Here is a 26,830-nt window from a genome sequence, read left to right as displayed (position 1 = left end):
CGGCGGCCTGATGCGAGATCTCCACGCCCTTGGGCTCGCCGGTGGAGCCGGAGGTGAAGATGATATAGGCCAGGGCCGAAGGTGAGACACTCACGGGCGCAGAGACTGGCGCGAGTGAAACTGCGTCCCCGATATCCAGCAGCATCGTCTCTGTCTCTGACTCTGTAGCTGCAGGTGTAGCTGTGTCGACCTTGGCCTCGGAAGCGGCAGAAGAATGGGTCAGGACCAGCCGGATACCTGCGCGGCGATGGATGCGTTGCTGGCGGGCAGCAGGCTGAGCGATGCCGATCGGGACGTAGCAGGCGCCGGCGGCCAGTACACCGAGCACGGCCACGACCTGGTCGATGCCGCGGGGCAGGGTGATGGCCACGGGCTCGCCGGGTTGCACGCCATGCTGTTGCAGCAGGGCGCAGACTTGCAGGGCACGACGAGCCAGAGCTGCGTAGTCCAGGGTCTGCCCGGTGGCGCTGTCGATCAGGGCCGGATGAGCGGGCCGCGTGCGGGCCTGTTCAAACACCGGCAGATGAAGGGTGCGAGATGCCAGGGGCGTGTCGGTGGCGTTGACCTCCTTGCGCACGGCCTGCTGTTCATGAGGCACCAGTGCAGGCAGTGGGTCTGTCCAGGCCTGTTCGTTGCCGGCCAGTTGCGTCAGCAAATGCAAATAGGCGTCGAACATGGACTCTATCATGCCTTCGGGAAAGAGGCCTTCTGCGATATCCCATGACATCACCAGTTCGCCGCGGTGTTCAAATACCTGATAGTCCAGCCAGACTTGCGGCGTTTCAGACAGTCCGCCATCCACCAGATCCGGAAAACCCTGTGGCAGGGTGTCGAAAAATTGATCGGCCAGACCGAGTGTGCTGGTAAAGACGATGGGCAAGGCAGCCGCTTGCAAACCGATGCTGCGTGCCCGTTCGCGCTGTACCCAGATGGATGAGACAGCGCGATGCTCAAGCACTTCTGCGACACGGTCCTGGGTCTGGCCGCCCAGCGCGAGCAGACTGGTCTGGCTTGCGGGTTCAAACGGAATCGGTGCAAGCGCGGTGAAATCTCCGAGAACGCGGGCGATATCAGGATGCGCATCCGGTCGTTCGAACAGCGTGAGGTTCAGCGTAAGTGCCGAGTCGGTACTCCATTGCGATAGCACATGAGCGTAAGCCGCAAGCAGGACGACAGAAGGAGTCAGCCCAAAGCGTTGCGCCGTGTCACGAATACGCTGCCATTGCCCGGCAGGCATACGCCGGTACAAACGATAGAACGAGGCCTGGCCGAGGGATCCCGGCTCGCGCGCCAGCGGTAGCGACGGTGCGGGCGGCAGCGTGGTGAGACGTTCCTGCCAGAAGTGGATGGCGGCTTCGTATGCTTCCGTGTTTTGTGTTCTCTGTGTAAGATAGTCGCGGAAAGTCAACTGCGGCGGATCCGGGAGAACGACGTTGTCGTACAGTTTGATGAGGTCTGCGAGCAGCAGTTTGATGCTGTAGCCGTCCAGGGTCAGGTAGTCGAAAAACAGGCCGAGGCGACAGCGGTCGCCGCAATAGGGGACCGCGATGAAACTGTGCAACGCAGGCGTAGCGTGGGAGCGGCTCAGCGAACGCCAATGCAGCCCAATACGCTCGCGTGCCGCATGCAGATCGGCAACCGGCGCTTCAATCTGCAAGCGGCTTTCGGGGAGCGTCCCGGGAACATATTGGCGTGCGTTCTCGTCCACGCAGGCGCGCAGCATCGGATGGCGCTGCCAGAGCCTGCGCCAGGCGGTATCAAGGCGTGCCAGGTCCAGGGCCGCGCCATCGAGTTCAAGCATATAGAGGGTGCCGCAATGCAGTGGTAGTCCGTCGGACTGGCCCATCCAGTATGCACGCTGGATTTCGGTCAGTTCGAAAGGATCGTGTTGATTGTCAGAAACATGCTGGAATGTTGCTGCTTTTTGCGACGTTGCATCGCCTTGTTGCCAGATGGCAGCAAAGTCCGACAGGACAGGATGAGAGAACAACCGACGCAGCGGCTGCTGTGCCTGCCAGCCGTCCCGTTGCATATCGGCGACGACTTGAGTAGCAAGCAGGCTGTCGCCGCCGAGCTGAAAGAAATGATCGTCACGGTTAAGGGACGAGCGACCCAGTCGCTTCTGCCAGATCGCGGCCACCTGTTGTTCGGCTGACCCGCTGGGCGCGTGATTGCCGGACGATGTGGTTTCAGTATGAGTGGCAGTCAGGAGATCCAGTTGATCGGCCAGCGTTTTGCGATCGATTTTACCGTTGGCGCTCAGTGGCAGGCTATCGAGCTGAAGCCAGTGAGTGGGGACCATATAGTCGGGTAAGAGTCGTCGCAACTGCGTGTTCAAGGCGTCGTGTTGCAGAGGACGGTTGGCCACGAATGCGGCTGCGAGGGCGGGCGGCTGTCCGACGACCATGGCGACGGCCTGGCGCAGCCCGTTGCAGGTCAGTATCGCCGCTTCGATCTCACCCAGTTCAATGCGGTGTCCGCGCAACTTGATCTGATGATCCCGGCGTCCGAGAAATTCAAGTGTGCCATCGGGCCAGTAGCGTCCTAGATCGCCGGTGCGGTACCAGCGCTGGTTGTTGTAGGTGACGAAGGCGGCAGCGGTGCGTTGCGGATCGCCGCGGTAGCCGTTGGCGACACCGGCGCCGCCGATCCACAACTCGCCGGGGACCCAGTCGGGGCAGTCGCGGCCCAGGGCATCGACCACACGATATTGCTGGTTGGCCAGCGGCGTGCCGTAAGGAATCGAGCGCCATTCGGACGGTACCGGCACGGGCACTTCGCACAGATTGGACCAGATGGCCGCTTCGGTGGCGCCGCCCATGGCGATGAAGCGGGCCTGAGGAGCCAACTGCACGAGTCGGCCGGGCAAATCCAGTCCGATCCAGTCGCCGGAGGCCATGGCCAGGCGCAGCGGCAGGGGACGTGTGTCGCCTTCGGCGGCGATCAGCAGCATGTCCAGCAGGACCGGCACGCTGTTCCACAGCGTGATGTGATGGCGATGCACCAGGTCAAGCCAGGCGGCAGCATCGCGCCGTTCCTCTTCAGCCGGGAGCACGACGGTGGCGCCGGCGCCCAGCAGGCCGAACAGATCGTAGACCGATAGATCGAAGTCCAGCGCCGAGAGGGCCAGGATACGATCGTCGGGTTCGACGCAAAAGCGCTGGTTCAGATCGTCCAGGGTGTTGGCGGCGGCCTGATGCGAGATCTCCACGCCCTTGGGCTCGCCGGTGGAGCCGGAGGTGAAGATGATATAGGCCAGGGCCGAAGGCGGGACAGGCGTTAGCGCCTGAGCTGGCGCGAACGCAGTTGCGTTGCCGATGTCCACCATGGTTGCTTCTATCTCCGCCTCGCATGCGGTCATCACGAGGGGCTGCGTCAGGACCAGTTGGATGCCTGCCCGGCGGTGAATGCGCTGCTGACGTGCAGCAGGCTGGGCGATGCCGATCGGGACATAGCAGGCGCCGGCCGCCAGTACACCGAGCACGGCCACGACCTGGTCGATGCCGCGGGGCAGGGTGATGGCCACGGGCTCGCCGGGCTGCACGCCATGCTGTTGCAGCAGCGTGCAGACTTGCAGTGCGCGACGATTCAGCGCCGCGTAGTCCAGGGTCTGTCCGGTGGCGCTGTCGATCAGGGCCGGATGCGCGGGCCGCGTGCGGGCCTGTTCAAACACCGGCAGATGCAGGGTGCGAGGCGTCAGGGGCGCGTCGGTGGCGTTGACCTCCTCGCGCACGGCTCGTTGCCCGGCCGGCAGTTGTACTATCAAAGGTTCCGCCCAGGCCTGTTCGCTATTGGCCAGTTGCGTCAGCAAATGCAAATAGGCGCCGAACATGGACTCTATCATGCCGTCGGGAAACAAGTCGTCCACGGCATCCCAGGCCAGCAGAACGCCTCCGTCTTTGTCGTAGACCTGGTGATCCAGCCAGACCTGCGGCGTCTGGGAAATCATGTAATGGAGTTGGCCAAGCGCCTCTTGCGTCTGCTGGTCTACCAGCGGCATGCCCAGATTGCAGGCAAACACCACCGGCGCGAATGTACGCTCACCGTCGCGCATTTGCGCCAAGTCGCGTTGTACTCGGACACCGGACCAGTCACTGTGTGCTGCGTCGGCGTGAAATTGCGTTTGCAGCGCCCGTACGCGATCGGCAAAGGACATGGCCTGGCTGCAATCGACGGCAAGCAGTAACAGATTGGTGAAATCGGCCACTACGTGGTCCAATCCCGCCGTATCTCCGTGACGATCAAACAGCGGCAGATTCAATAGAAAATTCGATGTGCCGCTCCATGCTGCCAGTGTTTCCGCATAGGCGCTGGCCAGGACCATGGCCGGTGTCACCCGCGCAGCAGCGCAAAAGCGTTTGATTCGTGACCATTCATGCGCCGGCATGTGGTGCTGGCGACGTGTGAAACGGGGATGTTCAATCGTTTCCGGCGCACAGCGCAATGGCAGGCCAGGTGGCCCGGGTAGCGTAGCCAAACGGGCCTGCCAATATTTCTGGGCTTCGTTTTGCGCACTTGTTTGACTGTGTTTGCGATTATGCAGGTGCCGGCCGAAGTGCCACTCCAGTGGTGCACGAGGGGTTTCATCCAGTTCATAGAGCACGGCCAGGTCGTGAAGAATGATTTGCAGACTCTGGACATCAGCAACCAGCAAGTCAACGTCAAAGTGCAGCCGCGTCATATTATCCGGCAACAAACTCAACGATAGTCCGGCGACTTCACCGCGTTCCACGCTCAGACGACGATGAGACAAACGCTGACGCAAGGACAGAAGCTGCTCCCTGACCGATGCAGGCGTATGCTGTCGCAGATCCTGTATGAAAACGCGACGCACTTCTGCCGGCGCTTCAGTTGCAATCACCTGCGCGCCCAGACTGTCAAAGCGGGCCCGCAGCATTCCGTGATGGGCAAGCAGACGTTCCCACGCTTTCTCAAGACGTTGCGGATCAATATCGCGACCCGACAGTTCCAGATAGGCGTGGCAACCGACTCCGCCCAGTATCTGTTCGTCATTCCGGCCGATCCAGTAAGCGTGCTGTACGTCGGTCAGAGGGAAGGGCGCTGTGACGTCGAATGGATCAGGGCTGGCGGGAGTCACTGTGTCGTCCGCGCCTGGTGCGCCCGCAAGAGCCGGCCACCAATCCGCCAGCCGCGGCGTTTCTATCAGTTCGGCGAAACTGACGTTTTTGCCGGCCTTGCGCCATTGTCCGACCAGTTTCATCAGGCCCAGCGAATCCATCCCCAACTCAATCAAATTGTCGTCATCGGAGAACGCGGCGTCGGGTTCGGTGAGCAACGCCCGTATCTGGTCGCGGATCTGCTCGGGGGCCAGGTGTCTGGCATTGCTGTTCATCTGTCTTTCTGTTTGTTGTCGGGTCATGCCGGTCTCTTGGCTTCAACGAGGAAATGCGCAACGCTGGTCAGTTTTTCAAACGTTTCTTCCAGTTCGCGTTCGGGTGTGGACAGGGCGACAACGCCGGCGCCCGCATGCAGCCAGGTGCGATCCTGTTGGCGGAACAACGAGCGCAATACCAGGGCGGCATCCAGCGCGCCGTCACTGTCCGCGATCAGGACGCAACCGCTGTAAAGGCCGCGGACGACGGGCTCCAGCCGACCGATGGCATCAATGGCTGCGTGTTTGGGTATGCCGGACGCCGTGACGGCAGGAAACAAAGCCTGGAATGCGTGCCAGGCCGTTTTGCCGGTGTCGAGCCGGCCCCGTACCCGGGAACCCAGATGCTGGACTGTACCGCGCCGGCATACTTGCATGAATTGTGCGACATGGACGCTTTCGTTCGCGCAGACTTGCTGCAGTTCTTCGAGGGCCAGCCTGACAGAAACGGCATGTTCCGCGATTTCCTTGGTGTCGTTCTGCAGTTCATTGCTCAGGCGCCGGGTGTCGTCTTCACTGTCGCCGATCTTGCGTGTGCCGGCCAGCGGCTGGGTACTGATCCAGCCATCGGCAGCGACTTCGACGACCGTTTCAGGGCTGAACCCGGCGCATTGCAAATCGTCATGTTGCAGCAGGAACGAGCGGGCCGGTTGATTGGCGCGACGACCGGCAAGATAGCTGGCGGCGATGTCAATCGGGCCCGTCACCGGTACGGCGCGGGAGAGAATGATTTTTTCGTAGTCGCCGGCATGGATGTGCTTCACAGCGGTTGCAACGCGCTGCTTGTAGGCGTCGGCATCGGCGTTGCGGATATCGGCCAGCAACGGGCCGGTTGATTGCGGGATGTCTTCGTTGGCAGGCAGGCGGGTCAGGCGCGTTGCCCACTCGTCCAGCAGGCTTTGCTCCGTTGCGCGTATGACCACGCGCTCCTGCTCCACTCGCAATTCGACGGCGGGCACTGTCAGTTGCAGCAAAGGCTGCGAGTCGGACACCGGCAAGCCGTGAATCAGCCTGGCCAGTTCGAAATGGGCGAGGCCATACAGTCTGAAGTCTTCGAAAGGGAGGGCGTCAATTGCTTGCGGCAGCGAGGTGGCAAAACCGGGCATCGGCCAGCGTTGGTGGTAACCCTGGCTGTCGAGAGTGATATGGTCTGCATAAACTGCAATATTCGCCAGCGAACCAATGCCGATAGACCACTGTCCGCGATGTTCGTACACGATGTAACGGGCATCGTTGAGATCGCGTGCGATGCTCACCGCCGTCTCCAGCGGCGTACGATCAATGGGGAGCGTTCTTTCAAGATAGCGTTGGCGCGCCACTGATTGGCCGGCCAGCTGCAAGAGGCGCTTCTTGTTGATTTTGCCGACGGTTGTAAGGGGCCACGCTGAAATTGTTTCCAGTTGATCCGGCAATTTATGCCGTGCCAGATTTCTGGCGCGCAAAAATGTATGCAATTGCTGCAGGCTGGGCGTGTCGGCCCCGGGGATAATAAAGGCGCAACTGCGCTCACCCAGCTCAGCGTCCGGGACGGCGATGACAACTGTATCCTGGATATCGGGATGATCGCGCAATAGCTGCTCGATTTCCGCCGTGGCAATTTTTTCACCGGCCCGGTTGATCTGTTCTTTCAGCCGTCCTTCGACAAGGATGTTGCCTTGCGGCGTACGTCGCACGATATCTCCGGAGCGGTAATACCCGTCGGGCGTGAAGGCACCGGTGTTGTATTTTTCTCCGCAGTAGTAGGTGTGGATCGTGTAGGGGCCGCGGGTAATCAGTTCACCGGCTTCACCGGCGGGTACATCATTGCCGTCAGCGTCTACAATCCGCAGGTCGTCGTGGGGCGATAAAGGTCTGCCTTGCGTGTTGAAAATCACGTTGTCGGGATCATCCAGACGTGTATAGCACAATAGTCCTTCGGCCATTCCGAATACCTGTTGCAACCGGCAGCCCAGCGTCGGTGCGACTTGTTCTGCAATATCTGCCGGAAGACGGGCCCCGCCTGCCTGCAGCAACTGCAAACTGGAAATGTCGGTATCGTCCTGCGCGCCCGATTGCAGCCATAACTGTATCAGTGCCGGCACCAATGCGGTCACGGTGACCTTTTCGCGTTCGATCAGCGCAAAAGCGTCGTCGGTGCTCGGCGTTCTGGACATGACGATGCGTCCGCCCACGGAGAGGGTGCCGATCAGTCCCGGGCAGCATAAGGGAAAGTTATGGGCGATGGGCAGGGCAGCAAGATACACGCTTTCTGCGGTCAGTCCGCACAGATTTGCCGACGCCTGTGCGTTGTAGGCATAGTCGGCGTGAGTGCGCGGAATGAGTTTCGGCGTGCCTGTCGTTCCGCCCGACTGCAGCAGCAGCGCCGTACCGAAAGGGTCTGGTTCGTTTTTTGGGGGGATTGGCTGCTGCTCCAGCGCATCCAATTCCAAATGACCTGCAGCATCACCGTCAATAATTATATGTCGCAATTGAGTGCAGCTCTGCTTCAGGGATTCGGCCATGGGCCGGTAATCGAATCCCAGAAAACGATCGGGCATGACGCAGGCAACCGGCCGGCCCTGTTCGGCCAGTTTTTCCAGATCATGAAGGCGCTGGGACGGCATGGCCAGCAGGGGAATCGCTCCGATTCTCAGCAGGGCGAACAACACTGCTGCGAAAGCGGCGCAGTTAGGCAATTGAACAATCACCACATCGCGTGGCTGAATATCCAGGCCCAGAAAACCAGTGGCAAGTCGATCCGCCCAGGCGTCAAGATCGGCGTAGGTGTAATGGCCTGTCGCGTCGGTCAAGGCCACGCTGGGGCCGTATTGTCGGGCCCAGCGTCTCAGATGCTGCCCCAATGTGATGGGTTGCAAATAACCTTCACGCCGATAGATTTCGCTCAGATCAGGCGTGGTAACCACGTCATCTGCCAGGACGGTCTCTGCTGTCATGAGTTGCTCCCTGCTTGCGCATTGCACAAAAATAATGAATAAGAATCATTATCTATTGGGAAAAAGCCCACTACCCGAAATAGACCCGTATTGCCCCGATCGGTATTCAAGTTTGAAACAAGAATATTTTCACTTGGATATTTTGTCTGCCCGAAAAATGGTTCGCATGCGGGGGGTGGCTTTACTGAATCGGGTAGAGAAATTCACGGGTCTTTTTTTATCCTTCTTCTCGGGCAGGACACAGGCAAGACCGGTACGACAGACGGTCCTGAAGGTTTTTATTTGTCATTTTTTGAGGGAGACGGCGACATGTCCAACACTCGCAACAGCGCATCCTGGTCAGTTCTGAATACGCTGCTGCGTGGCCATCGCAAACCGCTAGGCATGGCGATCCTGCTCGCGGCGGTCGCGGCGGTGCTGGAACTGGTTCCTTTTCTGATTCTGTGCTATTCGGTTGCGTTGTTGCCCCGGCTGCCGGATGCCCATGGTTTTTTACAACTGGCTGGCTGGCTGGCGCTGGCACTGGCGGGAAAGTACATCGTTTATTCCCTGGCCTATTTCCTGAGCCACGAGACAGCCTATCGTGTGCTGATGGACACACGCCAGAAGCTGGTCCGGGCTTTGGCCAGGGCGCCACTGCCCTGGCTGCAGCAACATAGCTCTGGCGTACTGAACAAGCTTGTCATGCAGGATGTGGAGCGCATAGAACAATTCATTGCTCACCATCTCGTGGAAATGATGGCGGCATTTGCGGCCTCGATACTCGTTATTTCAGTGCTCTGGTGGGTCGATTGGCGCCTTGCCCTGGCGGCCATTGCAGCACCCTTGCTGGCTATCGTGATTCAGGCCATTGCCATGCGGAACGTGGGCCAATACATGACCGAATACCAGCAGGCCATCGGGGAACTGAACGGGGCGTCAGTTGAATACCTGCGCAGCATGCCCGTCATGAAAACATTCAACCAGGGCGCGCATTCCTTTGCCCGCATGCGCAAGGGGTTGGCGCGATACCACGAACTGGTCCGACACATCACCCGCGGCACCGTTCCGGGCTGGTCCCTGTTCGTCGTGATGCTCAATGCCAATATTGTCGTTTTGCCAATCGGGCTTTGGCTGATGCAGCAACAACAGATCGATCTGGCGGGCATGCTGATTGCGATTGTGCTTGGCAATGGTATGGTCAGGCCATTGATGAAGTTGATGCGGTTCCAGACACAGATCCGCGAAATCCTCGATGGCGTGAAGCGTATGCAACCGGTTCTGTCCATGCGGGAGGGCCGGGCAAAAACGCGGCAAACACTCACGTCGTCTGCTGTGCAATTGTCGGGGATCAGCGTATCTTATGGCAACCGGCGGGTGCTGAGCGAGGTGTCGTTCGCGATTCCTGCAGGCCGCGTGACTGCGCTGGTGGGGCCATCGGGGGCAGGTAAAAGCACCATTGCCAGTCTGTTGGGTGGCCTCGTCGAACCGGATCAGGGCCGCATCCTGGTTGGTGATTGCCCGCTGGCAGACATTGACAATGTGCAGCGCACCGCCACGATTGCCGTGGTTGCGCAGGACGCTTTTCTGTTTCGTGGAACGCTGCTTTCAAACTTGAAGCTGGGTCGGCCAGACGCCGGCGAGGACCAGATTCGTCAGGCCCTGCGCGTTGCCCAGGCCGAAGCATTTGTTGACGCGCTGCCCAAAGGCTGGCATACGCATGTTGGCGAGCGGGGTCTGACACTGTCCGGTGGTGAGCGCCAGCGTCTTGCCGTGGCGCGGGCGCTGCTGGCAAATACACCGGTTCTTGTGCTGGATGAAAGCACGGCATTTGCCGACAGCAGAACGGAAAAGTATTTCTATGAAGCGTTGCACAGGACCTATCCCGCCTTGACCGTGCTGACCATTGCGCATCGTCTTTATTCCGTGAAAGATGCGACAAATATTGTGGTACTGGACCACGGCAGTGTTGTCGCTTCCGGGGATCACGCCAGTCTGATGCAAACCTGTACCTTGTATCGACAGATGTGGCAGGCACAGGCGCCGCAGCAATCAGGGAGCGTTAATCAGACACGGCCTGCCGTGTTGCCAGGAGAAAAAGAGCATGCCTGAATTTGTACGCGCCTGCAGGCGGGTGATCGTGGCGAGCGGCTACTCGCCTGTAAAAATCTATCTGGGATTGCTGCTGCGTATTGTGGAACGCGCTTTTTCCATCGCACCGTATTTTCTTGCCTGGCACTGGCTGCTGGATATGCCGCCTTTTGCTGCCGCGCAGCCGGAGACGTTTTCATGGGTTGAACCCGCCGTTATTCTGGTCGTGCCTTTGGTTGGCCAGATGGTATTTTCCTACTTCAGTCAAATGAACAGTTTTCTGGGCAGCTATGACCTGACACTGTCTTATCGAGAACGTCTGATCGATCACTTGCGGCAACTGCCTCTGGGCATTTTTGCCCGTCAGCGCGTAGGGCAATTATCATCCGTCATGACCGATGATGTGAAGCGCCTGGAAGATGTTTTCACCCACTTGACTGCCGAATTGCTGGCAGCAGTATCGGTTCCCGTTCTTTTTGCGGCCTGCCTGGTCTGGGTAGATTGGCGGCTGGCTCTGGCGTTGTTGATCACATGGCCTGTGGCGCTATTGGCATTGAATGGCGCCAACCGGATGTTTCTGAAGCTTGGCCGGGGCAAGCAGATGGCGGTGCAGGAAACCAGCGGCCTGATCGTAGAATTCATATCTGGTCTTCGGACATTGCGATTGTTTGGCCGCGCGCAAGACTGGATCGGCCGGCTGGACCAGCGGTTTGCGCATATCCGTCAAGTCAGCATGGGCGCCGAAGCCTGGGGTGGCGGATCGGTGCAGGTCTATCGGGCGGTTCTGGAGCTCGGCTTGCTGATGATGCTGCTTGTGGCGGGCTGGCTCGTCAGCGGCAACGAGTTGACACCGGCCACGTGGCTGCTGTTTGCGCTTGTATCGTACAAAGTTTTGGATCCGTTGCTGGATGCCGCTGCCTATCTGGTGGAGTTGCGCGCCATGCTGCAGGGCGAGGCACGTTTGCAGGGATTGCTGGACACGCCGGTTCTCAGGGAAGGAGAGCGTACCGAGCCGCCGCGCAACTTCAGTGTGGCGTACAGGCATGTCAGTTTTGCGTTTGACAGCAAACCGGTTTTGCAGGACATTGACATTGATGTACCGCAGGGAACGGTCACGGCCATTGTCGGGCCGTCCGGGGCAGGCAAAAGCAGCTTGCTGCATTTGCTGGCCCGTTTCGATGATCCGCAAGCCGGCACCATTTACCTGGGCGGCACGGACCTGCGCGCCTGGTGCAGCGAAAGCCTTTATCACTATTTCGGTTTTGTGTTTCAGGACGTGCAACTGTTTGAGGGCAGCATACTTGATAATGTCCGTATCGGCAAGGACGGCGCGCCTGATTGCGAGGTGATTGAAGCCTGCCGCAGGGCGGGTTGTGATTCGTTCGTGGAGCGGCTTGCGCAAGGCTACGCCACGCCGATAGGCGAAAACGGCCAGCAATTGTCAGGCGGGGAACGCCAGCGCCTGTCGATCGCACGCGCGATCCTGAGGGATGCGCCGGTGTTGCTGCTGGATGAGGCGACCGCATCGGTGGATGCCCAGTCCCAGCATGACATTGAGCAGGCGCTGGCGCATCTTGCCAAAGGCAAGACTGTGCTGATGGTTGCGCATCGCCTGAATGCCGTCCGTCACGCAGACCAGATTCTCGTGCTTGACCAGGGACGCGTGCGTGAAAAAGGCACTCATCAAGAACTCGTGGAGCAGGACGGGCTTTATGCGGAGTTATGGCGCCGGCAAGAGGTGGCCATTCACGTTGACGTTTGCAATGACACAACGAATGAATCCCGATAATCTGTCGTGCACGGTCGCCCGGGGCTTTTGCACTCACAACGCAGAGATCGAAAAAACGTTGGGCAAGAGCGAGTTGCGATTGTTGTGTGCACCGTTTTCCCTTGCCGGGGCTGTTCCGCCTGCCTGGCTGGATACGCACGAGCATGACCGATGTCAGGCCTATCGGTTCGCTGCAGACCGCAAACGGCATCTGCTCGCACATGGCCTGAAGCGGTGGGCAATCGGCTATCTGTTGGATGTGGCGCCACGGAAGTTGCGATTTACGGTTGGTGAATGGGGGAAGCCGGCCCTGCTTGACGAGGCACTGCATTTCAATCTGAGTCATAGCGCGGGGTGGGTCGTGCTTGCGTTATACCGTCAGGCGGCGGTGGGTGTTGACGTTGAGGCAGGGCACGGCGCGACGATGGATCCGGCCTCGTGGCCGGATATCACCCATCCCGGCGAGTCCGCGCCCGATAATGGCAGATCCTTCCTGACCGCCTGGACATTGAAGGAAGCGATAAGCAAGTGCAGCGGGGAAGGGCTGATGATGGATTTCCGGCGGTTGTGCCTGCGATCACAAGGCGGGCTGCGTCACCGGTACCACGCCACAGATGGCGAACGGCATTGGCATGCCGGTCACGAGCATTTGGATTCAAATACCCATCTGGCGTATGCATCCGTCATGCCGTGGGAAATCGTCACGCGGCAGCTTGTACTGTCATTTGATCGAATGCGCTAATGTGCGATGAGAATCAAGTCAAGGCAAAACGCCGGGCTTCGCTTGGCAGGACGCCAAACTGCTTGCGAAACGCTGTGCTGAAATGGCTGAAGTTACTGTAACCTAGCTGTATCGCGGTTTCCGTCACGCTATGTTGCAACAGCAATCTGCGTGCGTGCTCCATGCGCTCACGCTGAAACAGCGCATACACACTGACGCCGAACAGGCTTTTGAAACCTCTCTTGAGCTTGAGCTGATTTAATCCGGTTTCCCGAGCCAGCTGTTCAATTGTGGGCGGATTGCTCAGATCGGCCAACAGGCGTTCGCGGGCTGCCAGCAACTGCCTGCGCTCACGCGGAGCAAGCCCCGTACTGATCGCTTCAGGCTGCAGCGATTTGAGCTGCCATGCCAGAAATTCCAGTGCAGCGGCATGCACCAGCAACGGTGAGCTATTGTCTTCGGCAAGGAGCCGCCCCAGGCGGTCTGTCGCATCGCGGATGCGCAGATTACTGGCATTGCGCATCAGGCAAAAGTCGTTGCTGCAACCTTGATACAGCGCTTCTGATTCTTCACCGGCCAGTTCGCACAACAGTTGCGGGGTAATTCGCAGTTCGATATTGCACCAGCCTGCGCTGCAGTCGATCTGATATCGTTTGCCTGGCGTGAAGGTTGCCAGAACGTCGTCGCTGTCAAGCTCGAAACTGCGACCATCACACCGGATGCTGGTCGTTCCCCGTAGCAGACAATTGAAATGGACCCGGGCATCCGCGTCGTCTTCCGTGACCGCATCCATATTCTGACCGGTTTCGAACCGCACGAGCGACACCGCCAGCCCAGGTTGCAAATCCAGTGTTTTGACAGCGGTACCTGATGCTGCCGCTTTGTGGTTATCGAAAAACTCTGTTGAATTTACTACTTGCATATTCTTACCTTAAATCTGCATGAATGCTGCGTCCGCGTCATTGGCGTCTGCCATCGGCGAGAATTCCAGCCTGGGAAGATGCGCTCTGTGTGCCATTTCCATTCTTTCCATATAACCTGGAGTATGAATGCGAGCAGGGCGCCTAAAAGTATAATGATAATCATTTCCATTAGCAATAAGAATGATGATTTCTTCGCAACGTAACAATTCCTGCGATGGGTGAAAACGCGCTTAGAAGCGTGCTGTTACAAATAATTCGCTTGCGGGGAGTGTCGATCTTTTTGGGGTGGTCTGAAAGGTGGTCGGCCTTTACTCTTTGTCGGATATTCTTACAGGCTCATTTTCAATGAAAAATTCGTCCTTTCCCCAGCAGCGTTCAGGTAACCGTCAACTGATTTTTGCACTGATCCTCAGCGGCTTGTACACATTGCCGGTATGGCAAAATCAGGCAGCGGCGCAGCAAGCCACGATCGGGACGCAGCAGGCACCGGTCTTGCCATCCATTCTTGCCACGTCCGTCGCAGACGATGAGCAATCGCTGTTTACTGCGCCGACCGGTATGACGGTTGTCAACGGAAAAACGCTGGAAGACCAGCATCTGGACACGCTGGGGGAGATCGCGCATCGTCAACCCAATATGCACCTGACCAGTTATACCCATGCCAATCCCATTATTACGATTCGAGGACTGGGTATTCATGCCGATGAGGCCGATAGCACGAATATTCCGGTTGTGCTGGACGGCGTGCCGGTGTCGGGGCTGTCAATCGGCCAGCTGTTCGACCTGGATCAGGTGCAGGTACTGCGTGGTCCGCAACTGCTGGATGGACCCAATGGACTGGGTGGACTGGTTCGCCTGCGTTCGCGTGATCCCGGTGACACTGCCGCGGGCAATGTTTCTCTGGAGTACGGCAGTCATAACCGGCGGCGCGCAACCATCAGTGGCGACGTGCCGTTATCTGACCGCACGGGACTGCGTATCGCGGTCGGCGCGGAACAGTCCGATGGCGGAACAAAGAATACGACCCTGGATCGGGACGATACGGCAGACTGGAAAAGCACGCAGGCCAAGCTGAAACTGTTGCACAAAGACGAGGCGGGTGGTGAATGGCGGCTGGGGTTTTATCACATGAATTCGCGGGGCGGGAATGACTACTTTGCGCCGGCAGGCCTGAGCCGCGAGCACGAATCGGAAGCAACCGATGAGGGAAAGAACAATACCAAGTACACACTGGTCTCAGGTAGTTATCAGCGGCTATTTGCCGGTGGCACGCGGTTGTCGGTGACCTTGGGAGCCAGCCGCTCAGAATGGAATTATTGGTTGCCGGAATCCATGTTCAATGCGCGCAACGGTTTTGATATGGTGACCCGCGAACTGAGCGCGGATGCCCGTCTGACCGGCAAAAAAGAGGCGATCGACTGGAGCGTTGGTCTGTTTGCGCAGCAGACCCGACGCGACGCGCCTTATCTTTATGACATGGCGCCTTATTACACGAGCGATACTGATGCAACCCGCAAGGGAAATACGACCGCCTTGTTCGGACAGCTCGGGTGGACTTTCGCCCCAGGTTGGCGTCTCGCAGCCGGCTTACGGATACAGCATGACCGTCAGCGCATGGATTGGCGAAGCGACCAGAGCGGCTACGTTGATTCAGATGGTGACGGTATGCCCGACATGCCATTTGCCACCACGGAAACCGTTCAGAATACCAGCGTCAACAAAACGGCGTGGTTACCCAGCCTCACGCTGGAGTATCGTCCCAATGACCGTCACTTTGCCTGGGTCAGGCTGGCGCGCGGATACGAAGCCCCCGGTTTCAACACGTACGCCACCATGCGCGAACAGGCTGAGCAGGCCTATCTTCCGACGCTGGCAAATTACATCGAATTGGGTTACCGTCTGCGTGGCCAGGATGATCGGTGGGAGTTGGGCGCTACCGCCTTCAGCACCATCATGCACGATCAGCAGGTGGTGGGCTCGGTCAATGGTCAGAACATGACAAGCAACGCTGCGCGGGCGCACAGCCGGGGAGTCGAACTCACCGGCAGGTGGCGACCTGTGCAGGAACTTGAACTGAATGCCTTTGCCGGCTTTGTCAATGCCAAATGGGATGATTTCGTGCGCAATGGTGTCGACTATGCCGGCCAGAGCTTCAGTATGACGCCGCGGCAAAGTTATGGCGCCGGCCTGTCATGGCAGCCCCATGCGCAATGGGATCTTGGTGTCAATGTCGTGCGGCACGGCAGGACGACGCTGGCCCCCAACAGTGAAATCGAAAATAAACCTTATACCCTGGTTGATGCACATGTGACCTATACGACAGGTCGATTCAGTATTGGTGTGTACGGGCAGAACCTGGGTAATGTCCGTTACTTTACCCGTGCATTGTCGCAGGATTTGCTGGTGGCCGGCGCTTCGCGCACAGTGGGTGTGCGCATGAGCATGAATTTCTGATGGATACAATGACAACTCAAACCGCGACGACTCGTCCGCAGGCGAGCTCCTCGCCTTCAGGCGAATATCTGGCGATTGCCCTGATGTATTTTGCGCAGGGCGTGCCCATCGGCCTGGCATTCAATGCTCTGGGAGCCATGATCCGGCATGGCGGACATAGCGTGGCGGCAGTCGGGCTGACCGGATTGGCCTTTCTGCCCTGGGCGCTCAAATTCCTGTGGTCCGGCCCGGTCGAAAACGCGTGCGCCCGTTGGGGAATGCCCCGGTTTTTGTGGAGTACACAAGCGATGATCGTGGCGACATGTCTGGTCATGATCCCATTTCCGCCCTCGGCGTCGCTGTATACCGTCATCGCCCTGATCGTTCTTCTGAATCTGTTGTGCGCGACGCAGGATATCGTCACAAACTCCTATGCTGTCCTGCGTTTCCAGGGACGCCGCGCTGGCGCTGCCAACGCCATCCAGATCGCCGGGTTTATCGGGGGGATGCTGATCGGCGGAGGCGGGTTGCTTCAAGTGTATTCGTCGCTGGGATGGACGGTGACGATGCTGATCCTGGCGATACTTATGGCGGTGGTTTATCTTCCGCTTTTGCTCATCCCGGGCTGGCGCAACACGGCCGCTGCGACGACGGCAACGGCATCACGGGTGCGATTACGCGATCTGGCGAAACATCGTGACCTGGGCTGGGCGTTGCTGCTGGCGCTGAGTTTTAAGTTTGCAGGCACGGCAGTCTCCACGCTTGCCCAGCCCTGGCTGCTGGACAAGGGATTCGACCTCGAACAGATCGGCCGATTGCAGATGAGCAATCTGGTGTTTGTGGCGATCGGAGGGGCATGCATCGGCATTCCCCTGTTACGCTACGCTGGGAACCGTCGGGCGGTCCTTGTTGCCATGATTCTGTCCGGTTTGCTGATGGGGACCGCCTGGATGCTGCAGTTCCTGGGGGCCTTTTCATCGATGGCGCTCTATGCTGCCTTCGCATTGCAGTCGTTGTTCGAAGGCGCCATGTTTGTGACGATCTGGGCACTGTTCATGAACTGGTCCTCAAAAGACCGTCCAGGCACCGATTTTACCGTGATGCAATGTTGCGAGGGGTTCGGCAACGCGATTGCAGCCGGCATGATCGGCGGCCTGGGCCAGGCTTATGGGTACGGTGATGCCTTCGCCATTGCCTGGGCCAGCGCCGCAGGCGTTTTGCTGATTACGGCAATTTGCCTGCCGAGGTTGCAATTGGTGGATAAATAATTCCCTTATGGGGAATACGGATCTTTTCAGGGTGGTATGCAAGCAGGAGTAATTTTACTCTTTGAAATGATATGTTTCATATTGTTTTGTTTGTTGCCATTTATGAATACTTCGCTTTTGTTCCTTAGATATCCAGCCTATCGTCAATTCACAACCACTCTCGTTTTCGCCGGCCTGTGTTCATTGCCAATATGGCAGACGCCGGTATTTGCCCAGCAAAAGGCGACTGAAAAACAAGCCGCGTCATTATTGCCTCCTGTGTTCGCCGTCCCGGCAGCAGAAGATAACGACAACCGTTTCACTATGCCATCCAGTGTGTCGATCATCAGTCGCAAAACCCTGGAAGCGCAGCATCTGGACACGCTTGGAGAGATTGCGCATCGCCAGCCTAATATGCATTTGACCAGCTATACCCATGCCAATCCGGTGATTACGATCCGGGGGCTGGGCATCCATGTGGATGAGTCCGACAGTACCAATATCCCGGTTCTGCTGGATGGCGTGCCGGTTCCGTCTAACTTCGTGGGCCTGCTGTTTGATCTGGACCAGGTGCAGGTTCTGCACGGCCCGCAGTTGCTGGAAGGCCCAAATGGATTGGGCGGCCTGGTCAATATGCACTCCCGGGATCCGGGACTCACTGCAGTGGGTAACGTATCTCTTGAATATGGCAGTCATAATCGGCAACGCGCTACGGTCAGCGGTGATGTGCCGCTTTCGGCGCGCACGGGTTTGCGTATTGCAATCGGTGGCGAGCAATCCGATGGCGATACCTATAACAGGACAATGGAACGCAAGGATACGGCCGGGTGGAAAAGCACGCTGGCCAAACTGAAACTGTTGCACAAAGACGATGCTGGTGGACAATGGCGCCTGGGTTTATATCACATGAACTTACGTGGCGGCAACGATTACTTTGCACCGGAATATCTAAGCCGCCGGCACGCATCAAGGGTAACCGAGAAAGGAGTAAACAATACCAAGTACACTTTGCTATCGGGTAGTTACCAGCGACAGTTCGCCACCGATACCCGCCTTGCCGTAACCCTGGGGGCAAGCCGTTCGGAATGGAATTATTGGCTGCCTCGTTCCCTGTTCAAGGCGCAGGCGGGATTCGATATGGCGACCCGAGAGCTTAGCGCAGACGCGCGCCTGAGCAGGCGCATGAGTGTGAGCGACTGGATGGTCGGCGTGTTTGCGCAGCAGGCCCGTCGTGATGCACCTTACCGGTTCGATATGTCGCCGTATTTCACCAGCAATACGCAAGCAAGACGCAGGGGCAATACCTTGGCATTGTATGGGCAAGCGGGATGGACTTTTGCGCCCGGATGGAGGCTCGCGGCAGGTCTGCGTATCCAGCATGATCGCCAGCGTCTGAATTGGCGCAGCAATCAGAGCGGTTACATGGATTCGAACGGCGATGGAATCCCTGATATGCCATTCAGCATGACGGAAACCGTGAAAAACGCAAGCGTTATCAAAACTGTGTTGCTACCCAGTCTTACACTTCAATATCATCCAAATGAGCGTCATTTTGGCTGGATCAAACTGTCGCGGGGATACGAGGCGCCAGGTTATAACTTGTATGCCACCAAGCGTGAACGGGCCCAGTACGCGTATCTTCCGACTCTGGCAAACTATATTGAATTGGGTTATCGAATTCGTGGCCGGAACGCGGAATGGGAGTTGGGTGCCACGGCATTTAGCACGATTCTGCACGATCACCAGGTAGTAGGGTCATTCAAGGGATTGACCGTAACGAACAACGCCAAGCGGGCCCATAGCCGGGGGCTCGAGTTCACGGGCATGTGGCGCCCGCTGCCAGAACTTGAACTCAATGCGTTCGCGGGTTTTGTCAATGCCAAATGGGACGAGTTTGTTCTTAATGGTATCGACTACGCAGGTCAGAGCTTCAGCACGACGCCGCGCCAAAGCTACGGTCTGAGTCTTTCATGGCAGCCTCATTTCCAGTGGAGCCTTGGGGTTAATGTGGTTCGTCACGGTAGATCGACGCTGGCAACCAACAGCGATTTCATGAATAAGCCTTATACATTGGTCGATGCGAATGTCACTTATACAAACGGCAGGTTCGCAATCGGCGTGTATGGGCAGAACCTGGGCAACGCCCATTACTATACGCGTGCATTATCACAGAATGAGCTGACGGCAGGTACCTCGCGAAATGTGGGCGTGCGCGTAAGCATGAATTTCTGATATCTCAAAACATCTTGTTTATTTTCCATATTTCTAATATTATTGAAATATGGAAAATAAACACGCAATTACCGCCTTGGCAGCCCTTGCCCACGAATCCCGACTGACGGTATTTCGGCTACTTGTCCAGGCAGGCAGCTCTGGTATCGCTGCAGGGAAAATTAGTGAGACAACAGGCATTGCGCCATCTTCTTTGTCATTTCATCTCAAAGAGCTCACCTACGCAGGTATGGTGCAGGCCCGGCAAGAGGGTCGCTCTGTGATCTATACGGCTGATTATTCTGCCGCCGCCAGGCTGGTTGCGTTTTTGACTGAAAACTGCTGCAGTGGTCTGGAGTGTGATTTTTCCTGTGCCGAGAATAATGATGTTAAGGAAGCAAGATGAGACTACGTAATGTATCCGACATGGATAATCTGCCCGCACTGGATCGATCGTTTGCAATGAAAAGACCGGCGCTTGCCTTGGATTCCGATGCGTCGCCTGTTCGTATCCTGCTGTTGTATGGCTCCCTTCGACCTCGTTCATTCTCGCGTCTGGCGGTGGAAGAAGCGGCTCGAATTCTGCGCTATTTTGGCGCCGAGACCCGGATCTTTGATCCCTCGGACTTGCCTTTACCTGATCAGGTTCAAAGCGATGACCATCCTGCGGTCAAGGAGTTGCGTGCCCTGTCCGAGTGGTCTGAGGGGCAGGTGTGGTGTAGCCCCGAACGACATGGGCAAATTACCGGTGTCATGAAAGCGCAAATCGATCATTTGCCGCTTGAGATGGCAGGGGTCAGACCGACCCAGGGGCGTACACTGGCAGTCATGCAGGTGTCCGGCGGATCGCAGAGTTTCAATGCGGTTAACACGCTGCGATTGCTGGGGCGCTGGATGCGCATGTTCACGATCCCGAACCAATCAAGTGTGGCCAAAGCCTATCAGGAATTTGACGAAGCAGGCCGCATGAAACCCTCTTCCTACTATGACCGGATTGTAGATGTGATGGAAGAGCTGGTGCGTTTCACTGTTTTGCTGCGCCCACATCAGGAAACCCTGACTGACCGATATTCTGAGCGAAAAGTGCAGGGGCGAACAATTGATTGCACTACCGATCTGTCTTCTATTGCAATTGCACCTCAAACCGAGACTGAGGGAGAAACGTCATGACAGACAGAATTTATAACGTGCTTATTCTTTGCACAGGAAATTCGGCACGCAGCATTATGGCGGAGGCCCTGATCAATATGATGGGACAGGGGCGTTTCAAGGCCTGCAGTGCTGGTAGCCATCCTACTGGCAAAGTCAACCCCTTTGCAATTGAAAAAGTGATATCGATAAACTATCCCCCAGAGAATTTGCGCAGCAAAAGTTGGGATGAATTTGCGACGTCGGATGCACCGATTATGGATTTCATCATCACCGTCTGCGACGACGCAGCAGGGGAAGTGTGCCCAGTCTGGCCGGGGCAGCCCATTTCTGCACATTGGGGGTTTGAAGATCCAGCGGCTGTCGAAGGAAGCGAAGAAGAGAAAAGGCGCGCGTTCGATAAAACGTTTCGTCATATCTTGAACCGGGTAAGACTATTTGTGAGCCTGCCGTTTCATGTTCTGGATCATGCGGCTATTCACCACGAACTGGCAAAAATCGGTACAACCGATAAACCACAATAAAGAAGAAAGTAAACAACGTCCATATCTCCGACCGCATTTTTAAAATGCGTGTTGAAATACACGGAGGGTGGGCTGCATGTTAAGGTTCAGCCGCCCTTCATCACAGCTGTAATATCTGGCGTTCAAAAATTTAATTAATAATATCCTGCGGCGTCAGGGTCTTCAGATACGCTCTGACTTTCTGAAGCTCTTCCGGCGTCTTTCGGACCCACTCCGTCACTTCTCCAACAATCCTCAATGGCGCCTGGCTACGATATGAACGGGTGGGATTACCTGGGAATTTTTTGTCCGTGACGTTAGGGTCGTTTTCAAAATGTCCCATAGGTTCAACAATGTACACTCGTTCTTTTCCGTCACCTTTGGCCAGCGCAGCAGCGAAGCCGGCGCCATCGACCAGGGCGGTGAAATAAATATGATTCATCAAAACCGTGGGCTGATAATTTGATGTAAACCCAGCAGTCAGCCTATCCCCGATCTGCAAATCTGCTTTCGTCCCATGAAAAAAGGGGCCCATATCCAAAACGCTGGCGTCGCAATTTTCCACTGTGTTCTGTTTCATTATAGGGGGCAGTCTCCGCATGTTGTAAGTGCGCACTCATGTGCGAGGTGAAAGGTCGACTCGTGATTTTCTCGATTGCCGCTGGCGTCAGTCTTCTTTCGGTTTTGGCATTGGGAACAACCTCAGACTGGGCGTATATGTTGAATGCACAATCGAAAGAAACAGACGAATTATATATTTCCTGATCAGTAAAAAACAGGCCGTTTGTAAACGGCGCTCTATAATCAGATAATAACTGTCATAATCGATACTTTGGTTTACTCTGATCTTAAGAAGATTTTGTTATGTTGATCAATGCCGACTTCTCTGCACGTGCGCTTGTGACACCCGACCAGTATGAATGGGTCGCGTCACCACAGGCGGGCGTTGAGCGCGTCATGCTGGATCGGATTGGAGAAGAAAAAGCGCGCGCGACCAGTATTGTCCGTTATGCGGCCCGATCACGATTTCCGGGCCACCATCACCCGGGCGGTGAAGAAATCCTGGTCCTGAGCGGGACCTTCTCGGAAGACAATTCCCACTACCCGGCCGGCTGGTACCTGCGCAGTCCGCCGGGCTCCAGCCACGTGCCATTCAGCGACGAGGGCGCGGTGATTTTCGTGAAGCTGCGGCAAATGGACCCCGGCGAAAAGCAATCTGTTCGTATCGACACGCATGACCCGGCCAACTGGATTACCCTGAAAGACCGAGAGTCGTGCCCGCTTTTTGCCAGCGAGACCGAGAAGGTTTCAATGGAGCGTTTGCCGGCGCGTACTCACGTTTTCAGCGGCGAGGTCGATGGCGCCGAAATTCTCATTCTCGAAGGCAGCCTGCAGGAAGGTTCGCAAATCTACGAGCAGGGCAGTTGGGTTCGGCTGCCGCCAGGATCATATCCTGACCTGATCACAGGCCATGCCAATACCATGTTTTATCTGAAAACCGGGCACCTTTCTATTTAATTACTCCAGTATACGCAACAACATTCAAGAGACATGTCAAATAATACAACCGCTGCGACCCAGGATTTTGCAACCCTGTTACCCGAAAACGTTCAACGAGGAAATATTTGGAGGCTGGTTATTGCCCAGGCCCTGGCAGGAGCGAACTCCGTAGTGGTCTATGCAACGGGCGCGATCGTAGGGGAGGCACTTGCGCCATCGCCCATGCTGGCGACCCTGCCTATTTCAATCTTTGTGGTTGGTATGGCAGCCTGCATTCTGCCGGTGGGCAAGGTGGCGCAGCGTCACGGACGTCGCGCAGCCTTTCTGGTCGGTACCGGAGCAGGGGTCTTGACCGGCTTATTGGCCATGCTCGCCGTGATGATGGGTTCGTTCTGGCTGTTTTGCCTGGCAACGTTCTTTGGTGGTGGTTACGCCGCCGTCGTGCTTTCATTTCGTTTTGCCGCAGCAGATGGCGTGGAAAAGGCCAGGCGTGCGCGTGCCTTGTCGCTGGTGATGGCCGGTGGCGTGGCAGCAGGTGTGATTGGTCCCCAACTGGTGACCTGGACAATGGATTGGTGGCCACCTCATATGTTTGCCGCCACGTTTCTTGTACAGGCCCTGGTTGCGCTCTTGTCTGCGTTTATTTTGCTTGGCGTCAAACTGCCGATGCCGACGGTCACTGAGATTGCCGGCGGGCGACCTCTTGCTCAGATCGCCCGACAGCCGCGTTTTATTGCCGCTGCAATCAGTGGCGCGGTGTCGTATATGTTAATGAATTTTCTTATGACGGCAGCGCCGCTGGCGATGCATCTTTGTGGTCACTCACAAGAAGCAGCCAACCTGGGATTGCAATGGCATGTGATCGCCATGTACGCGCCCAGCTTTTTCACAGGCAGCCTGATCACGCGCTTTGGCGCGGGACGCGTTGCCACTGCGGGTCTGCTGCTGACCGGTATTTCGGCTGCCGTGGGTTTGACGGGCATTGATGTTGCTCATTTTTGGGTGACGCTGGTGTTGCTGGGCCTGGGCTGGAACTTCGGCTTTTTGGGGGCATCGGCCCTGGTGCTGGAATGTCATCGACCGGAAGAAAAAACCCGCGTTCAATCGCTGAATGACTTTATTGTTTTCGGACTCATGGCGGTCGGGTCATTCTCTTCTGGCGGATTGCTGAGCGCCTATGGCTGGGATACTGTACTGTGGGTGTCCTTTATTCCGCTGGCATTGGCGGTTGTGGCATTGTGGGTAGCGATGCGCAGGCAGTCGTCTGCCGTCGTGGTGTAATGTAGAGTGGTGCGCCGCTGTGGTCAGTTGCGCGTCACACTCCCCACCTTCGGATCAATCTCCTGTTGCAGCAACCAGCGAAACGCAATCGGCCACAGCGAGTCGCGGAACCGATCGTGGAAAAAGGCAAAATGCCCGATTTCTTCTTGCGCAATGGTGTCCGGTGCGATGCGCAAGTGATGCCGTTCGCTTTGGACATAATAATCCAGCAGCCGATCCAGCGCTGCTGGTGTACCGAAGGGGTCATCTTCAATCCCCAGCGCCAGAATGGGCGCGTTGACCTGCGCAAAGCGCGCCAGCAGCATACTCGCGGGCGCGAGTTCTTTTCGGTAGCGGCGTCCAAGGGATATTTCAAAACGGGGGCCCATGCCCGACCAGTCGAGCGCCACACCCTTGGGTGTATCTTCCATCCACCCCAGGCGCCGGGCCGGGACGAAACCAAACAGGCGTGCCAGCAAAGGCATGGCAATATGCCACTGCATGAACATTTTGGCGCGCGATTGCGGTTTGTAGTCCGGCCAGTAGGCATATTGCGCGCCCATGGTAAATATTCTCGCAATGCGGTGCGAGGAGGGTGCCAGTCCGATCAGAAAGCCGCCGACCGAATGCCCGACCACGTAGATGGGTTCTCCATCGAACCGACTGTGTACATAACGCAGCACGGCTTCAAAGTCCAGCTCTCCCCAGTCCAGCCATCCTGCCCGCAAGGAACGCAGCGAACCCTGTCTGGAGTCGCCGATGCCGCGATAGTCGTAGGTCAGCACCGTGCAGCCGGCAGCATGCAAGGCATCGGCAAAACGCGCATAGTAGCGGGATCGAACGGATGTGGCGCAGTTGATAATGACCACGGGACTGGTTTGCAGAGCAGGCTCGCTGCGCCATAGTTTGCCATGAAGCAGGTAACCGTCTGACGCCTGAATTTGTATCGGTTCACTCATGTCGTGGAGACGCCTGCCTTGCTAGCCATCCTGGCGGATGTTGACAATTGTGGCCTGGATCAGCGCGATGGGTTTGCCAGGTGTGCCATCGTCGTTCAGTGCGTGCACTTCTCCGGTACAAACAGTCAGCAGTCGCCCTGCATTCTGTACCTTTCCGATGGCAATAAATGCCTTGCCCAGGGCCGGCCGCATCAGATTGATTTTAAACTCCGCCGTCACCACTTCAAACCCGTCGGGCGCTTTGGTCAGGGCGGCGTATCCGCAAGCGCTGTCTACAATGCTGGTAATGGCCCCTGCGTGTAAATAACCGTGCTGCTGCGACAGATGCGGGGAGGACGGCAGGGTGATCTGAACCTCACCGTCCGCAACGTGGGACAGCTCGGCGCCCAGTGTGGTCATTAATCCCTGTTTGTTAAAGCTTGCGGTAATGCGTTCAGCAATTGTAGTCATGCTCTGTGATTGTTTGATGAGTGAACAAGGCGATGTGAAAAGTCTCTGTCGGATTATACGAGATCAAGAGAGCAATCGGTCGGACAGGCTACGGCTGCGTTCGCCAGGAGACGGTGTCTGTCGCATCCTGGCTGACCGGTGTGTCCACCGTATCGAATTTTCCATAATAGTCGGGACTGAAGTAAGCCATGGTCGCAATCTCCGAGCGTGGGATCAGTGTAATGAATTCTTCTGCCAGCGTAGCGCCCTCGGGATTTTCGTTATCGATTCTGCTGTAGGCTTCTGTGTAGTAAGTGGTAAACGTCAGGGTTTGGTCGTCCCTGTTTCGATAGCCGCTGATTAGCGGGAAAATCGTAATATATTCGGTATCTTCGAAATGATCATGATCTGAGGTGTTCTGGATATAGCCAATATAGACTTTATTGCTTTTAAGCGTGAATTGGACCATTTGTACAGACTTTGCTGCCTGGTAAAGCATAAATTCAAATCGGTTTTTTCGGGCTAAAAGAATCGCCGCTTCCTGCTTTGATTGCGTTTCATATCGCAGTCGCAAGGCCCGCAGTTTTATCTTCATCCGGGATAGCGGTCCGACCGCATTCATCATTTGCCGGGTACGTCTTCGCAGCCGGGTTGTTGCGGGCCGGAATAAATAGAGTGCCAGGTAACGCTGCCCCCACATATACGCAAAGAGAACGGTCAGTCCACCCCAGATAGCCAGGAGTGCCAGGTGACTGATGGGCAGAAAGATGGCCAGCGGCAATGTGACCAGACCGGCGAGCAATGCAAAGCCGGTTCCGAACATGCCGGCCAGAAAATAGGTATGCCACCCTGTAGATCTGAACAGGCTGTACTGCGTTTTGATGTGTAACTGGGAGTATAGGAAACCGGCCAACAGCACCACGGCGATAATAATGGCGCTCATTGGCCCGTCACGCCGACTATTTACCGGATGATTTGAGCGGGTGGGCGGCCTGCAGGGCCTTGATGGCTTCGATGCCGTCTACGAATTTTCGCCGTGTTTCTGCATTGTCCAGGTTCATGCTAACGCTGCCGTTAGGATTGACGATGACAAATGGGGCGGCCTTGCCGGGAGAAGACAGTGAACGGCCAAAAAATTTGGAAGCAGCTTGAATTTCCATGTTGACCTCCTGAGTTGTGAATGCGAACAAGCCGTTGAATCTGGGCGGGATGGCAATTGCCGGAGAGCAACGCAGCCAGGAACGAGTCTTACAGTTAAATATAGCATACCAGGGCCCGATATGGGGTATTTTGCTGTATAAAAAATCAGTGTCTTATGACCATTTGGTCACT

The 26,830-nt window shown here is 56.8% G+C and carries 19 protein-coding genes; 11 read left to right on the top strand and 8 right to left on the bottom strand.

What is annotated here, in order from left to right:
* The coding region (locus W822_RS39620) for a non-ribosomal peptide synthetase (protein ID WP_051401776.1) at positions 1-5,380 on the bottom strand (5,380 nt) is incomplete at its 3' end.
* Positions 5,377-8,325, bottom strand: coding sequence for a salicylate synthase (locus tag W822_RS46750; RefSeq protein WP_051401775.1), 2,949 nt, complete (start codon positions 8,323-8,325; stop codon positions 5,377-5,379). The genes W822_RS39620 and W822_RS46750, both read right to left, overlap by 4 nt.
* A 309-nt stretch (positions 8,326-8,634) precedes the next feature.
* Here W822_RS46750 and W822_RS39615 point away from each other — a divergent pair, with 309 nt between their 5' ends.
* The 3 genes from W822_RS39615 to W822_RS45935 are packed head-to-tail and all read left to right on the top strand — an operon-like array spanning position 8,635 to position 12,905.
* Positions 8,635-10,416, top strand: coding sequence for an ABC transporter ATP-binding protein (locus tag W822_RS39615; RefSeq protein ID WP_024006279.1), 1,782 nt, complete (start codon positions 8,635-8,637; stop codon positions 10,414-10,416).
* Complete coding sequence (locus W822_RS39610; protein WP_024006278.1) at positions 10,409-12,184, top strand: ABC transporter ATP-binding protein; 1,776 nt, start codon at positions 10,409-10,411, stop codon at positions 12,182-12,184. The genes W822_RS39615 and W822_RS39610 overlap by 8 nt, the downstream gene beginning before the upstream one ends.
* Entirely contained in the window at positions 12,171-12,905 is a 735-nt protein-coding gene (locus tag W822_RS45935; protein ID WP_024006277.1) for a 4'-phosphopantetheinyl transferase family protein, read from the top strand. The genes W822_RS39610 and W822_RS45935 overlap by 14 nt, the downstream gene beginning before the upstream one ends.
* 13 nt (positions 12,906-12,918) lie before the next feature.
* Here the strand turns inward: W822_RS45935 and W822_RS39605 are convergent, their stop codons facing one another.
* On the bottom strand, positions 12,919-13,806 hold the full coding sequence (locus W822_RS39605) for an AraC family transcriptional regulator (protein WP_024006276.1): 888 nt from the start codon (positions 13,804-13,806) through the stop codon (positions 12,919-12,921).
* Positions 13,807-14,152: 346 nt separating this feature from the next.
* On the opposite strand from W822_RS39605, the gene W822_RS39600 reads away from it, so the two are divergent.
* From W822_RS39600 to W822_RS39575, 6 genes are all read left to right on the top strand, one after another.
* Entirely contained in the window at positions 14,153-16,261 is a 2,109-nt protein-coding gene (locus W822_RS39600; protein WP_024006274.1) for a TonB-dependent receptor, read from the top strand.
* Positions 16,262-16,269: 8 nt separating this feature from the next.
* On the top strand, positions 16,270-17,508 hold the full coding sequence (locus W822_RS39595; protein ID WP_172642806.1) for an MFS transporter: 1,239 nt from the start codon (positions 16,270-16,272) through the stop codon (positions 17,506-17,508).
* A 183-nt stretch (positions 17,509-17,691) separates the two neighbouring features.
* Entirely contained in the window at positions 17,692-19,719 is a 2,028-nt protein-coding gene (locus W822_RS39590; RefSeq protein WP_172642805.1) for a TonB-dependent receptor, read from the top strand.
* Positions 19,720-19,768: 49 nt separating this feature from the next.
* Positions 19,769-20,104, top strand: coding sequence for an ArsR/SmtB family transcription factor (locus W822_RS39585; protein ID WP_024006271.1), 336 nt, complete (start codon positions 19,769-19,771; stop codon positions 20,102-20,104).
* A gap of 56 nt (positions 20,105-20,160) precedes the next feature.
* Positions 20,161-20,868 carry an arsenical resistance protein ArsH gene (arsH, locus tag W822_RS39580; protein ID WP_437177159.1) on the top strand — a complete coding sequence of 236 codons (708 nt, stop codon included), beginning with the start codon at positions 20,161-20,163 and terminating at the stop codon, positions 20,866-20,868.
* Positions 20,865-21,371, top strand: coding sequence for an arsenate reductase ArsC (locus W822_RS39575; protein ID WP_024006269.1), 507 nt, complete (start codon positions 20,865-20,867; stop codon positions 21,369-21,371). Before arsH ends, W822_RS39575 begins: the two co-directional genes overlap by 4 nt.
* Positions 21,372-21,501: 130 nt before the next feature.
* On the opposite strand, the gene arr is transcribed toward W822_RS39575, so the two are convergent.
* The gene (gene arr, locus W822_RS39570; RefSeq protein ID WP_024006268.1) at positions 21,502-21,930 is read right to left on the bottom strand and encodes an NAD(+)--rifampin ADP-ribosyltransferase; all 429 of its coding nucleotides are present in this window, start codon (positions 21,928-21,930) and stop codon (positions 21,502-21,504) included.
* 284 nt (positions 21,931-22,214) lie between these two features.
* On the opposite strand from arr, the gene W822_RS39565 reads away from it, so the two are divergent.
* Positions 22,215-22,868, top strand: a complete 654-nt coding sequence (locus tag W822_RS39565) for a cupin domain-containing protein (protein ID WP_024006267.1) — start codon at positions 22,215-22,217, stop codon at positions 22,866-22,868.
* 33 nt (positions 22,869-22,901) lie between these two features.
* On the top strand, positions 22,902-24,131 hold the full coding sequence (locus W822_RS39560; protein ID WP_024006266.1) for an MFS transporter: 1,230 nt from the start codon (positions 22,902-22,904) through the stop codon (positions 24,129-24,131).
* Between the two features lie 23 nt (positions 24,132-24,154).
* Here the strand turns inward: W822_RS39560 and W822_RS39555 are convergent, their stop codons facing one another.
* The 4 genes from W822_RS39555 to W822_RS39540 all read right to left on the bottom strand — a co-directional run bounded on the left by W822_RS39555 (position 24,155) and on the right by W822_RS39540 (position 26,658).
* Positions 24,155-25,069 carry an alpha/beta hydrolase family protein gene (locus W822_RS39555; RefSeq protein WP_024006265.1) on the bottom strand — a complete coding sequence of 305 codons (915 nt, stop codon included), beginning with the start codon at positions 25,067-25,069 and terminating at the stop codon, positions 24,155-24,157.
* 21 nt (positions 25,070-25,090) lie between these two features.
* Positions 25,091-25,519: a PaaI family thioesterase gene (locus W822_RS39550; RefSeq protein WP_024006264.1), complete on the bottom strand. Its 429-nt coding sequence runs from the start codon at positions 25,517-25,519 to the stop codon at positions 25,091-25,093.
* A gap of 88 nt (positions 25,520-25,607) precedes the next feature.
* Positions 25,608-26,441 carry a hypothetical protein gene (locus W822_RS39545; RefSeq protein WP_024006263.1) on the bottom strand — a complete coding sequence of 278 codons (834 nt, stop codon included), beginning with the start codon at positions 26,439-26,441 and terminating at the stop codon, positions 25,608-25,610.
* A 16-nt stretch (positions 26,442-26,457) separates the two neighbouring features.
* Positions 26,458-26,658 (bottom strand): hypothetical protein, encoded by a 201-nt coding sequence (locus tag W822_RS39540; RefSeq protein ID WP_024006262.1) that lies wholly within the window; start codon positions 26,656-26,658, stop codon positions 26,458-26,460.
* Positions 26,659-26,830 lie beyond the last annotated feature (172 nt).

This window comes from Advenella kashmirensis W13003, assembly GCF_000506985.1.
GTDB classification, from domain to species: Bacteria; Pseudomonadota; Gammaproteobacteria; order Burkholderiales; family Burkholderiaceae_B; genus Advenella; species Advenella kashmirensis_A.
Note: the sequence above shows the minus strand (reverse complement) of the source record. Positions and strands in the feature narration are given on the sequence as shown.